General features: G+C 36.9%; 13 protein-coding genes and 1 tRNA gene. 11 read left to right on the top strand and 3 right to left on the bottom strand.

Annotated features, from left to right (window positions below; all coding sequences use genetic code 11):
• Positions 1–107: 107 nt before the first annotated feature.
• The 7 genes from AB1422_02530 (at position 108) to AB1422_02500 (ending at position 3792) form a co-directional block, all read left to right on the top strand.
• Positions 108–281: an NAD-dependent epimerase/dehydratase family protein gene (locus AB1422_02530; GenBank protein ID MEW6618221.1), complete on the top strand. Its 174-nt coding sequence runs from the start codon at positions 108–110 to the stop codon at positions 279–281.
• A 91-nt stretch (positions 282–372) separates the two neighbouring features.
• Positions 373–642, top strand: a complete 270-nt coding sequence (locus AB1422_02525; GenBank protein ID MEW6618220.1) for a hypothetical protein — start codon at positions 373–375, stop codon at positions 640–642.
• Positions 635–1063 (top strand): hypothetical protein, encoded by a 429-nt coding sequence (locus AB1422_02520; GenBank protein MEW6618219.1) that lies wholly within the window; start codon positions 635–637, stop codon positions 1061–1063. Before AB1422_02525 ends, AB1422_02520 begins: the two co-directional genes overlap by 8 nt.
• Before the next feature lie 29 nt (positions 1064–1092).
• Positions 1093–1509 (top strand): nucleotidyltransferase domain-containing protein, encoded by a 417-nt coding sequence (locus tag AB1422_02515; protein MEW6618218.1) that lies wholly within the window; start codon positions 1093–1095, stop codon positions 1507–1509.
• The gene (locus tag AB1422_02510) at positions 1494–1976 is read left to right on the top strand and encodes a hypothetical protein (protein ID MEW6618217.1); all 483 of its coding nucleotides are present in this window, start codon (positions 1494–1496) and stop codon (positions 1974–1976) included. The genes AB1422_02515 and AB1422_02510 overlap by 16 nt, the downstream gene beginning before the upstream one ends.
• A gap of 345 nt (positions 1977–2321) precedes the next feature.
• On the top strand, positions 2322–2639 hold the full coding sequence (locus AB1422_02505) for a GxxExxY protein (protein MEW6618216.1): 318 nt from the start codon (positions 2322–2324) through the stop codon (positions 2637–2639).
• 49 nt (positions 2640–2688) lie between these two features.
• Complete coding sequence (locus tag AB1422_02500; GenBank protein MEW6618215.1) at positions 2689–3792, top strand: glycosyltransferase family 4 protein; 1104 nt, start codon at positions 2689–2691, stop codon at positions 3790–3792.
• 269 nt (positions 3793–4061) lie between these two features.
• Here AB1422_02500 and AB1422_02495 read toward each other — a convergent pair whose 3' ends face one another.
• Positions 4062–5732 carry a glutamine--tRNA ligase/YqeY domain fusion protein gene (locus AB1422_02495; protein MEW6618214.1) on the bottom strand — a complete coding sequence of 557 codons (1671 nt, stop codon included), beginning with the start codon at positions 5730–5732 and terminating at the stop codon, positions 4062–4064.
• 537 nt (positions 5733–6269) lie between these two features.
• On the opposite strand from AB1422_02495, the gene AB1422_02490 reads away from it, so the two are divergent.
• Positions 6270–7247, top strand: a complete 978-nt coding sequence (locus AB1422_02490) for an ABC transporter permease (GenBank protein MEW6618213.1) — start codon at positions 6270–6272, stop codon at positions 7245–7247.
• A gap of 104 nt (positions 7248–7351) precedes the next feature.
• On the opposite strand, the gene AB1422_02485 is transcribed toward AB1422_02490, so the two are convergent.
• Positions 7352–7427 (bottom strand) — tRNA-Gly (locus AB1422_02485).
• A gap of 377 nt (positions 7428–7804) precedes the next feature.
• The gene (locus AB1422_02480; protein MEW6618212.1) at positions 7805–10969 is read right to left on the bottom strand and encodes a FapA family protein; all 3165 of its coding nucleotides are present in this window, start codon (positions 10967–10969) and stop codon (positions 7805–7807) included.
• A 446-nt stretch (positions 10970–11415) separates the two neighbouring features.
• Between AB1422_02480 and AB1422_02475 the strand changes: the two genes are divergently transcribed.
• The 3 genes from AB1422_02475 to AB1422_02465 all read left to right on the top strand — a co-directional run.
• Positions 11416–11934: an ORF6N domain-containing protein gene (locus AB1422_02475; protein MEW6618211.1), complete on the top strand. Its 519-nt coding sequence runs from the start codon at positions 11416–11418 to the stop codon at positions 11932–11934.
• 57 nt (positions 11935–11991) lie between these two features.
• Positions 11992–12237: a four helix bundle protein gene (locus AB1422_02470; protein ID MEW6618210.1), complete on the top strand. Its 246-nt coding sequence runs from the start codon at positions 11992–11994 to the stop codon at positions 12235–12237.
• A gap of 201 nt (positions 12238–12438) precedes the next feature.
• Positions 12439–12583 (top strand): threonine synthase (locus tag AB1422_02465; GenBank protein MEW6618209.1); only part of this gene is annotated, 145 nt, incomplete at its 3' end.

Here is a 12583-nt window from a genome sequence, read left to right as displayed (position 1 = left end):
CCATAGACTATAGACCGAAGACCATATATAAATAAGTATTGACAAAGTGTTCATTTTGGTCTATAATTACTTATGTATTCAAAGATTAGAAGACAAGGAGTGTGTAAATGGATATTTCAGGAAATAAAATTTTGGTCATTGGAGGGGCAGGATTAATTGGTTCACATGTGGTTGATGAGTTAGTTAAAGAGGAATTAGAATTTAAAGCTACGACACCTTTGAAGGAAGGGTTGAAGAGATTGATTGAATGGAGACAAAAACATAAAAAGAGCGGTTATTAAAAGGTGAATACTGCTTTGATTTTTGAGAAGATAGATTATCTTGTTGGAGAAATAATGAATCCTCCGAAATCTATCAAAAAAGGTGATGAAAATGATAACAGAAAAAGATAAAGAAATAATCTTACAATGTGCTAAAAAATATAATGTTTCATCTATTATTTTATTTGGCTCATCAATAAAAAAAGACTATGAATCTAACGATATAGATATCGGGGTAAAAGGTATTGAACCTCGATTATTCTTCAAATTTTATGCGGAATTATTTAAATACTTATCAAAACCTGTTGACCTTGTAGATCTCTCCCAAAAATCGTTATTTAATAACCTTGTAGAAGAAATGGGGGTAAGAGTTTATGGATAGTCTACCAAAGGAAGTTGTTGCAGAGAAAGAGAATATTAAAATAGCATTAATTAATCTTAAAGAGGCTATGGGAAGAAAAGAGAAAACGGTTATTGAATTAGCGGCGATGGGTACATTTCTGCATAATATTTATAATGGGGTAGAAAATATCCTAAAACAAGTTCTAAAGACAAAAGATGTTAATATCCCTAAATCTGAGATGTGGCATAAAGATTTATTAAATTCTTCAGTATCGAACGGGATTATATCAGAGAATCTGTCGGATAAACTTTATGAATATCTGACCTTTAGACATTTTTTCGCTCATGGATATGGATTCATGCTTAATGAAAATCAGTTAGAATACCTGGCTAATAATATTACAGAGATTTGGTCACAATTTATAAGAGAAATAGAGAACTTTTTTAAAGAAAAGAAATAAAAGCAGAGACTAATGAAAGGAAATAATTAATGAATATTCCAATAACAAAACCATACTTTAATGAAGATGAAGAAAAGGCAGTAATTGAGGTTTTAAATGGAATGAAATTAGAGATTATCGAAAGGACTTATAGAGAAAAAGCAGAGAAGACGGAGTTTTTAAGGAAAGAACTCTTGGAGAAAACTTTTAGAGTTGTTGAGGAGCTTTCAGGAATAGTCTCTTTTGAAGAAGCATATATCTTTGGCTCCTTGACAAAACCTTACCGCTTTGGAGAATTTTCTGATATAGATATTGCCTTAAAAGGATTCGATAAAGATAAATTGACTTTAGCCACAAGTTTCTTGAGTAGGAATCTTGAAAGGGATGTCAATGTTGTTCCTCTTGAGGAGATACATTTTGCAGAAAGGATTATTATGGGAGGTGGCATAAAATGGAAGAGAGGATAAATATCTTTCTTGCTGATTTAGAATCTCAAAAGAAGGAAGTCCTAAAAATATATTCTTCGCTTGATAGTAAGGTTAATGAGTTAAGAAAAAATATCAATAATGAGGATTTAACCAATAGTTTAGCCTATAAACTTCATAATCTATATTCTGCTTACGAAGATATGTTCAAGTTGATTGCCGAATTCTTTGAAAACCAGATTGAGGGCGCCACAAGATACCATATTGACCTTCTGCGACGAATGAAGATTAGAATCAATGGTATCAGACCTAATCTTTTATCCGATGAATCTTTTAATCTACTGGATGAACTTAGAGGGTTCAGACACCTGTTTCGGCATGCTTATGGATATGAACTTGAGGCAGAACGAATTATTAGGGTGACTGAGAAGGCTATGACACTTAAGAAGATATTTGAGATGGATTTTGAACTCTTCGTCAATTCGATTATCGGTAAAGATGATAGATAAGGAGATAAGGGGATAGTGGAGATGTGGAGATTATAAATTCCGACAAATTGGCACATAGGAAAATGAAAATGCACAGGAGCAGGGAGTCGGGATTAGAGATTTGGGATGAAAGAAAATACACTTTCCAGTAACCGTTCAGCCACAGAGGCACAGAGTTCACAGAGAATTAGAGAAATTAGCCACATAAGGACACGGATTAACCTGTGACATTCGATAAATGTAGTGCGAACCTTTAGGTTCGCTTTCCTGCTTGCCAGAAGCGAGGCTAAAGCCTCGCACTACAAATCTTTTTATTATTCGTGTTCATTCGTAGTTATATATTTCCTCTGTATTCTCTGTGACTCTGTGGCTATATCCCTGAACGGTTACAAATATCTTAATAAAAAAGAACAGGAGGGTATAAAAAAATTAACCACTCAATTAACTACAAATATGGTAACTATTCACCACGAAGGGCACGGAGAGCACGAAGTGAAATTTGATGAATTATCGAATAGAGTCATTGGATGCGCTATAGCGGTGCATCGAACTCTTGGGCCAGGTTTGCTTGAATCCACTTACGAACAATGCGTGTCCAGAGAGATGGATCTTTTAGGGATATCATTCAAACTACAGTCTCCTTTGTCTGTTGAGTATAAAGGCATAAAGAGATTTGTTCTGTAACATCTCTTTGCCCTTCGTGCTCTTCGTGGTGAATAGTTACATTGGAGGAATGATGAAAGTCTGTCTACTTTCAAGTGTCCATCAACCTTTTGATGTCCGGATATTTCATAAAGAGGCAAAAAGTCTGGCGAAGGTGGGATATGGTGTCATCCTCATTGCTCAAAGCGATAGAGAAGAAACTGTTGACGGGATAAAAATTATCCCCTTACCAAAACCAAAAAACAGACTGGAAAGGATGGGCTTGCTTACCTTCAGGTGTTTGATTAAAGCACTGAAACAAAAAGCCAATGTTTATCACTTCCATGACCCGGAATTGTTGTTTGTTGGGCTACTGTTGAAATTGATGACTAAGGCTAAAATTATTTACGATGTCCATGAAGATTATGCAAAACAAATACTTTCCAAACCATACCTCCCTGAATGGACAAGATACTCTATTGCCTGGCTGGTTAACAAAGTAGAGAAGGTTATCTCAAGGACTTTTGATGCTATTGTCACAGCAACAGATGATATATCTAATAATTTCTCTTACCATAAAAGGATTGTAGCAGTGCGAAATTTTCCAGTATTATCTAATTTTTCGCTATTGAATAAAACCGATAATAGCACCATTTTTAACCTTATTTATGTCGGTGGTCTGGTAGAAATTCGTGGAATTTCGCAGGTCATTCAGTCATTAGAGTATATCCAGAAAGAGGTAAAACTTATTCTCTGTGGTAAATTTTATCCTGCTAACTATGAAGAGCAGGTCAGAAGTCTGAAAGGCTTTGAAAAGGTAGAATATCAGGGCTGGGTTAGACCACAGGATATTCCCGCAAAAATGGCTCAAGCCGAGGTTGGCATTGTGTGCTTTTTGCCAGAGCCAAATCATATAAATGCTCTGCCTAATAAACTCTTTGAATACCTGTCTTGTGGGCTTCCTGTTATTGCCTCTGATTTCCCTTTATGGAAGGAAATAATTGAGGGTAATCATTGTGGTATTTGTGTGAACCCATTAAATCCCAGAGAGATCGCTCAGGCTATTGAATACCTTATGGAGCATCCAGATGAGGCAAAACAAATGGGTAAAAGTGGCAGAAAGGCAGTTGAAGAAAGGTATAACTGGGAATTAGAGAAAGAAAGATTAATCGGACTTTATAAGAAGTTATGGTAACCGTTCACCGCAGAGACACAGAGACGCAGAGGAAAAAATTAAAATCTATGGACGATACGCTTAAATCCATCCCTCTTTTTCCTCAAGGCAAGCTCTTGAGTACACCAACATTAAACTTGCCCTGATGAAAATCAGGGATTGATTAACAAATCTGGTCACCATGCCCTATGTGTTTCCATGTCTGCACCAATAATCTTTTCTGTTATCTGATTTATTTCTATGTCTTCTCTGTTCCTCTGCGTCTCTGCGGTAAATTACCATCTGAAGGGTTACAGTTTTTTTTCAATTTTAGCCCAGGAATCTCGCAGCGAGACAGTGCGATTGAATATCATTTTTTCATTGGAAGAATCAGCGTCAACGCAGAAATATCCCTGCCTTAAAAACTGATAATGATTTTCGGGTGGAGCATCAAATAAAGTAGGTTCAACTTTACAGCCAGTTAATATTTGTAATGAATTTGGGTTTAAATTCGTTTTGAAATCAACATCTTCTGTTTCATCTGGATTGGATTTCAGGAATAAACGGTCATACAGTCGCACTTCAGCGTCAATACTGTGAGCCGCCGAAACCCAATGTAATGTGCCCATAACCTTCCGTTTGTCTTGTGACCACCCACCATGCGTTTCTGGGTCATAAACTGCGTGTAACTCAACTATTTTACCGCTTACATCTTTAATCACATCTACACATTTGATATAATAGGCATGTTTCAAACGAACTTCACGCCCCGGAGATAATCGAAAAAATTCCTTTGGTGGATTTTCTCGAAAATCATCTTCTTCAATATAGAGCACTTGAGAAAAAGGAATTTTACGAGAACCCATACTGGCATCCTCAGGATTATTTTCAGCATCCAATTCTTCTACCTTGTCTTGTGGATAGTTAGTTATGACTACTCGAAGTGGTTGTAAAACAGCCATAACACGAGGTGCACATTTATTCAAATCTTCACGAATACAATGTTCCAACAGCGATATATCAACCATGCTATTACCTTTGGCTACGCCAATGCGTTCACAGAAATTGAGTATTGCTTCTTTTGTATAGCCTCGCCTTCGCAATCCTGCAATTGTTGGCATTCGTGGGTCATCCCAACCCGTAACATATTTTCCTTCTACCAGTTCAAGTAGTTTCCGCTTACTCATCACAGTATAACTAAGATTTAAACGAGCAAATTCAATTTGCTGGGAATGATGGATATTTAATTCATCAAGAAACCAATCATACAATGGTCGATGGTCTTCAAATTCCAGTGTGCAAATAGAATGAGTAATTCCTTCAATAGAATCTGATTGACCATGAGCGAAATCATAAGTGGGATAGATACACCATTTCTGGGAAGTGCGGGGATGTTGGACATGAAGAATCCGATACATCACCGGGTCACGCATGTTCAAATTCCCAGACGACATATCAATTTTCGCTCGCAGGGTGCAATGACCATCTTTAAATTCACCACAACGCATCCGTTGAAACAGTTCCAGATTTTCTTCAACACAACGGTTACGATAAGGGCTATTCTTTCCTGGTTTAGTTAATGTGCCTCGATATTCCCTGATTTCCTCAGGACTTAAATCACAGACATACGCCTTACCTTTTTTAATTAACAGCACCGCATATTCATATAATTTCTCAAAGTAATCAGAGGCGTAATACTCATCCTTACCCCATTTGAAACCAAGCCATTGAATATCCTTTTTGATGGCATCGATGAATTTCTGTTCTTCTTTAACCGGATTAGTGTCATCAAACCGCAGGTGACACCTACCTCCATATTGAGCCGCCAGCCCAAAATTAAGACAAATAGCCTTGGCATGTCCAATATGAAGATAACCGTTTGGTTCTGGTGGAAATCGAGTTACAACTTTACCACCATATTTATTTATCTCCAAATCTTTTTCAATAATCTCTCGAATAAAATCAGATTTATTTGTGGTCATAATTACTTACCTTATGTCAATTATAGCATAGTTTCAATTAAATGTCAATCAAAGTAGCAATTCGGTCAGCAATGCTAAGAATTGGTACCTGTTTAGCGTGGTCAGAGAGCACAAATGAATGGTACTGACTTAGTGCGAAACCACTTCAAACACAACAAGTTGTGTAATACAAAATCAAAAATTAAATATTAAAATGCAAAATGACATATCAAATATCATATCAAAAATCAAAGAGCAAATATCAAAATTAAGGAATTCTTTTATTCTTATTTTTGATTTTTAATATTTAATATTTGATTTTTTTTATTGCCTTACAAGTATTTTTGCATTTTGCTTTGTAATTTTGATTTTTACATTTTGATATTTGCATTAAACTCCTTGTGGAATATTTCGCACCGCGGTATCCTATTGTTTAACAAAGAGTTACGCCTCAAATCAACGCAATTTGGAATACGCTAAACAGGTACAAGAACTGCTTGGTTACCAGGACTTTTTGTTGACATAATCCCAAATCTATGATAAAATTTCTTTGAAAATATGAATATAAGCAAATTTATCATAAAAAGGCTTTATCAGATAATAATCACCCTGTTTATTATAATGACTTTATTGTTTATCCTCTTTCGGGTAATGCCAGGTGACCCGGCGTCAATGATTTTAGACCCAAAGATACCCGCTGAGGCAAAGATACTTATCCGTGAACAATTTGGTTTAGATAAACCATTATTCGTTCAATATGGATATTATCTTAAGAATATCTTAAGTTTAAATTTTGGCCACTCATTTTATTATCCTGAACCAGTTTTTGATATTGTGATGGAAAAATTACCTAACACTATCCTTTTATTTACTACTGCCACAATTTTAGCTTACTTAATTGGGCTTCCACTGGGAAAGTATCTTGCGTGGAAAAGAGGTAGTCGCATGGAAATAGGAATCACTGTCTTTGGATTATTTTTCTATACCATATTTATTCCCTGGTTTGGATTGATAATAATATGGATATTTGCCTATAAACTTAGTTGGTTTCCATTAGCCGGAATGCTAACCCCAGAAATCTGGTCAGATAAAAGTATTGGAATCTTACCGAAAATATTGGATGTTTTATACCATTTAGCCCTACCTCTCTTTGTTCTGACACTGCTTTTCTTTGCTGGCTCTATGTTACTTATGCGAAATAGTATGTTAGAAACATTGCGGGAGGATTATATTACTACTGCCAGGGCAAAAGGACTTGATGAGAAAACAATCCGTGATAAACATGCCGCTCGAAATGCGATGTTGCCTGTTGTCACCGCCCTGGCATTAAGTCTTGCCTTTTCGATGAATGGTGGGGTGCTGACCGAAAAGGTGTTTTCATGGCCTGGTTTAGGGAAACTTTTGATTGAAGCTGTGCTCTCTCACGATTATCCATTAGCCCAGGCGGCTTTTTTCTTACTCTCTGTTATCGTTCTTGTGTCCAATTTAATCGCAGATATTCTCTATGCCTATTTAGACCCGCGAATTAGATATTAGATGAAAATTAGATGAGACCAGAAAAGGAATAAAACTACAAAGGTTGAATAAAACATGGTGAGAACACACTGATGAGTCACTATAAATTGCCCGGGTAGAAATTTTGGAGCGGGAGAAGGGATTCGAACCCTCGACTCCAACCTTGGCAAGGTCGTACTCTACCAGCTGAGTTACTCCCGCACACCATTTATATTATACTTAACTAACATCTTTTTGTCAATCTTTTTTTTTGCTTCCTCTGATAAATCGAAAGTAAAAAAACACGGATAAAAAGATTATCTTTATTATAAGGCTTACCAGGTAATTTTGTAACCGTTCACCGCAGAGACACAGAGACGCAGAGAAAAAAATAAAAAACTATTTACCATACACTTCATTCCATCTCTGATTTTCATCAAAGCAAGCTTTTAAGAACCGACATATCATGATTGATTAACAAATTTGGTTTTGATGTCTTATGTATTACCTAATTTTTTCTGTTATCTGATTTATTTCCCTGTCTTCTCTGTTCTTCTGCGTCTCTGCGGTGAATTACTATCTGAACGGTTACTAATTTTTTATTTCGTAGAACCGATTTGGTATGTAAATTGTGCCTTTTGACCCAATTCTGGTAGAATTGCCTCGGCAACAAGGATAGATTTGTTAAACTCTCTATTCTTTAAGGCATTTATAATTGCCTCTTCCTTTATGCCAACCACTACACCTTTTTCTTTTAAGGCATTCAGAACATCTTCTTTTTTAAGCATTAATGCTCCCCTGTCTGGAGGGATTATCGTAAAAAATGCCTTAAGTCCCTTATCCCCAATATCTACTTTAACCTTGCCGCCGAAATCTTTAGTCAATTGCATTATACCGATTTTGGTTGTGGTTTTTACCTTTGATTTGCAAGCCTCTACAACTTTAGAGGAATCCACTCCAGTAAATTCCTGGTTTTTAATTTCGGCTAATATATCTTCTGGTTTTACCGCTTTACCTGCCCCCCGATGCGGTGTAAGATGAAGATATAAACCATCGGGTTTATTTTCAAGGGTAAAAGAACCATCTCTTGCCGGGCCATACATTTCTTCCCATTCCTTTTTCCATGCACCAAATAAATCCTTTGGGAAAATTCGTAATACTGGTAATTTAGAATGTTCCTTTGGAATCATCTCCCCATCTAAATCTGTCGGAGAGATATTTAATAATTCTGCTCCTTTTATTTTACCTTCTTCCAGGGAAGAGGCGTAAATAACGACAGATGGTGGTAATTTAGGTTTAGCGGTTTCGGTTTTAGTGGTATCTTGAACCTGGATAATAGGCATCTTTTTTGCAATCTCTATTTTAGGTTCTTCATAGTCTGTGGTAGTTATTCCCGATAAGCCAGCATTAAGCGTAAGTCGTTTAAGGGCTCGTTTAACCAGCATACTTCTTCTTCCCAGCATCATATTCACTTTAGGGAATATATAACCATAACTGCTTATTTTACCGCCCTGAGCAACCGTAATCGTTGTTTGAGTTGAGACTCGGTCACTGCCGATAGCCTTAGCATTTATTTCTTTTTGTGCCTGGATAGTGCCGCCAATAATAAATCCTCTTCTGCCTTTACAGATGATTTTATCCGCCTTGATGGTACAGTTAGTGAGTCCATCTTCGAGAATGATACTTCCTTTTGTCTCTAATGTAGAATTTTTAGCTGACCTGGCAATAATATTTCCCTGAGCATTGATATTTCCGATAATAATATCCTGTTTTACCTCCACATTTCCGCCACAGATTATCTCGGCATCATTTATACCACCACCAATATTAACATCACTTGAGGCATTAACTTTAAATTTATTCCCCAGTGAACCACTTATATTTATAATCCCGTCAAATTCAATATTTTCATCTACATCTCCTTGAAAATCAAATATTTGTTCAACATCTGCCCGATTATCAGTCCAGACAACACGGCCAAAAGAAGAGGCAAATAGTTTTAACTTATTGTCAGACAAAAAGGTATTTCTACCGATGGTAAGTTCAAAGTCCTCTCCAGATAATGCTGGAATTTCTTTCCCTCGAATAGTCATTCCGGGTTTTCCATAAGTTGCCGGTGACTTCACGGCTAATAATTGACCTGGAATAGCAGTATCATTTATTATCTCCACCCCATCCTTAACTCCAAGTTGGTAATTAAAATATGCCTTTTTGCCTGGCAATGGCAATTGGTGTTCGGCGACATCAATTGAGACATTAAATTCTGCCTTATTCAATGCCTCAATAATTCGTTCTTTTTTAACCAGTGTCAGGACAACACCGTTTCCCTTTAAAGCCTGCATCACCTCATCTATTTTCATTAACATCCCGCCTAATTTGGGCGGAACAATTGAAATTGAAGCTTTACTTTCATCTTCAGGAATAATCACCTCGACTGTACCTTTAATATATTGTCGTGGTCCTATTTTTACCGGTTCTTTTGTTCTTTTTGTGCACACCTCTTCTACTTTTTCCTGCTCAATATTTACAAATCCATCCTCCTCACATTTCTTCAGAATATCTTGCGGGGTAACCTGTTTTCCTTCCCCGCGATGATGGATAATGGTGATATAAAGTCCATCAGAGCGATTATCAAAAGAAAATGAACCATCAACCGGTGGTCCGTATAATTCATCCCATCGCTCACTCCACGGACCAATAACATTGGCTTTAAATACACGCAGAAGAATACCTTTTGAGTAAGGTGTTGGTAGTAATTTGTAGCCTACTTCGGTATGCAGAAATCCTAATAATTCTGCTCCCCGCCTTTTCCCTTCTTCTACAGAGAAAGCGGCTAAAATTACTGATGATGGGAAATCGGTTTTTATCTGAGGTTTATTTTCTGAAGTTATCTCTTCGACTGGTTCGATTTTAGGCGGTTCATAAGTTATCGCGGTTACTCCACTCATTTCTATTTTATAGGTGGTTTTTTTAACGGGTTTTTTAACAATCATACTTCTTCTTCCCAACAGCATCTTTACTTTGGGATAAAGAATTCCCTGAACAGAAAGTCTTCCTCCTTGACCAACCTTTAATTCTGTTTGAACAGATGACTTTTCACTTCCAATTGCCATTGCAGATATTTCTTTTTTGGCAGAAGTTGTTCCGCCGGTGATTATTCCTCTTCGTCCAGAACAGATAACTCGATAGCCATTTACTTTACTACTAAGAATTGGTCCGTCAATGAGAATATTTCCTTTTGCCTCGAGGGTGGCTTCTTTAACCGCAGAGGCTTTAATATCTTCCTCAGCAGTTATTGTCGCTTTTGAAATCTCTTGACCTATTTCAATGCTTCCGCCAGAGATAATTTCTGCTGACTGCACCAAACCGCCAATAATAATGTCACCCCCGGCGTGAACCTTGAATTTTTCACCAACATTTCCGCTAATCTTTACCCGACCTTCAAACTCAACATCCTCATCTACATCTCCTTGAATTTGCAGTTCTTCTTCTACATCGACACGGTGTCCTCTCCAACTAATCTTCCCTGATACAGCTGAGTAAATTCGTTGTTTATCTTCAGAAAGATATGTGTTTTTCCCGGGGATAAGAGGGATATCCTCGCCCAATTGTGGTGTCAATTCTTCCCCGGTAACAGTCAAACCAGGCTTGCCAGGAGCAGGTGGATTTTTAACAGCTAAGAGTTGGCCAGGGATAGCTTCGTCTCCTAATAATTCCTGTTCCCAATCTTGTATTCCATATTGATAGGCAAGGTCTTGCTCCATTGAAAACCCTCCATTTGTTGACTTTATCTTTACCCATAAGTTTTACTGAACAATGTTACATTCATTCACAATTCGCAATTCACCATTCACAATTTCTTCCCTAAATTTCCTTAATAATGGTGAATGGTGAATTGTCAATTGTGAATTATCACTCTTCACAGTGTTCAGTAAAAATTGTGGGACATAATTAGATTGTTGACAGAGGTCAGAAACCAGAAGTCAGAAAAGGGATATTTGACCTCTAACTCTATTATTATAACAAATTTCCTCACAAATGGCAAGAAATTTGTTGACATAGGATAAAATTTTTGGTAGAATATCTTCAGAATGAGCAAAAGTAATAAGAAGGCATGTCCAAAAAGGCGAAATACCTGCTAAACAGGTTGACCGGGTATGGAAATTCTCAAGAAGATTACTTCAAAAATATGTAGAAGAAGGCGGTTACCATGAATCAGTTAATACCGATAGAAAGGATAGAGACTAAAATCTTTGTAATAAGAGACCAAAAGGTGATGTTGGATAGAGACCTGGCAGAACTTTATGAAGTAAAACCTATTAGGTTGAGAGAACAGGTAAAAAGGAATGCTAAACGCTTTCCTGTAGATTTTATGTTTCAGCTAAACAAGGAGGAAAAAGAGGAACTTATCGCAAATTGCGATAGGTTCAAAATCATGAAGCATTCGCCTACGAATCCCTATGTCTTTACAGAACAAGGCGTAGCTATGCTGTCATCTGTCCTTAACAGCGAAAGAGCTATCCTGGTCAATATCCAAATCATGCGAGCATTTACCAGGATGAGAAAAATATTAAGCTCCCATGAGGAATTGAGAAGAAAAGTTGAAGACATGGAGAGAAAGTATGATGCACAATTTGGAAAGTATGACACCCAATTTAAGATAATCTTTGATGCCATAAAAGCTCTAATGGCTCCACCACCAGAAAGAACCATAAAAATAGGATTCTGAGTAACTATTCACCCTGTAGGAAAGTAGGAGAGTAGGGAAGTAGGAAAGGGAAAGAAAATGAATGAGAAGTTAGATGATTTTAGACAACTTGTAGTATGGCAAAAAAGCCATCATTTAGTGATAAGAATATACGAAATAACCAAAAACTTCCCCACTGAAGAAAAATATGGATTGGTGCAACAGATGTGCAGAGCGGCTGTTTCTATTCCAGCAAATATTGCAGAAGGTTTTAAGAAACAAGGCATAAAGAATAAGTTAAATGCCTATAATATAAGCCAGGGATCTCTTGAAGAAATAAGGTAATGCATCAGTGAAATGGGGGATTTTCCTGAAAGTAGGAGAGTAGGAAAGTAGGAAAGGGGAGACATTGTCCCCAGAAGAGGAATACCGTGCACATCCTTTATCCCTTTCCTACTTACCTACTACCTACTTCCTACTTGCTTGGTATGCTGAATAGTTACCATTTCAGTTAAAAAAAGTATTTTCAAAGGGTGAAAAAAAACAATGAATAATAACTGGCAGGGGATAATTGCCCAATATAAAGATTTTTTACCTGTGAGGGATAAAACCCCAATAATTACTTTAAAAGAAGGTAATACCCCTTTAATTGAGGCTAAAAATTTAAGTGAGGCAATTGGTGGAAATCTCA

It is taken from the genome of bacterium (genome assembly GCA_040757115.1).
In the GTDB taxonomy this organism is placed as follows: Bacteria; UBA9089; CG2-30-40-21; order CG2-30-40-21; family SBAY01; genus JBFLXS01.
Note: the sequence above shows the minus strand (reverse complement) of the source record. Positions and strands in the feature narration are given on the sequence as shown.

Coding starts and splice junctions, on each gene's coding strand:
- AB1422_02495 (MEW6618214.1), bottom strand. CDS start 5,732: ATGACCACAAATAAATCTGATTTTATTCGAGAGATTATTGAAAAAGAT.
- AB1422_02525 (MEW6618220.1), top strand. CDS start 373: ATGATAACAGAAAAAGATAAAGAAATAATCTTACAATGTGCTAAAAAA.
- AB1422_02500 (MEW6618215.1), top strand. CDS start 2,689: ATGATGAAAGTCTGTCTACTTTCAAGTGTCCATCAACCTTTTGATGTC.
- AB1422_02490 (MEW6618213.1), top strand. CDS start 6,270: ATGAATATAAGCAAATTTATCATAAAAAGGCTTTATCAGATAATAATC.
- AB1422_02530 (MEW6618221.1), top strand. CDS start 108: ATGGATATTTCAGGAAATAAAATTTTGGTCATTGGAGGGGCAGGATTA.
- AB1422_02520 (MEW6618219.1), top strand. CDS start 635: ATGGATAGTCTACCAAAGGAAGTTGTTGCAGAGAAAGAGAATATTAAA.
- AB1422_02470 (MEW6618210.1), top strand. CDS start 11,992: ATGAATGAGAAGTTAGATGATTTTAGACAACTTGTAGTATGGCAAAAA.
- AB1422_02510 (MEW6618217.1), top strand. CDS start 1,494: ATGGAAGAGAGGATAAATATCTTTCTTGCTGATTTAGAATCTCAAAAG.
- AB1422_02475 (MEW6618211.1), top strand. CDS start 11,416: ATGAATCAGTTAATACCGATAGAAAGGATAGAGACTAAAATCTTTGTA.
- AB1422_02480 (MEW6618212.1), bottom strand. CDS start 10,969: ATGGAGCAAGACCTTGCCTATCAATATGGAATACAAGATTGGGAACAG.
- AB1422_02515 (MEW6618218.1), top strand. CDS start 1,093: ATGAATATTCCAATAACAAAACCATACTTTAATGAAGATGAAGAAAAG.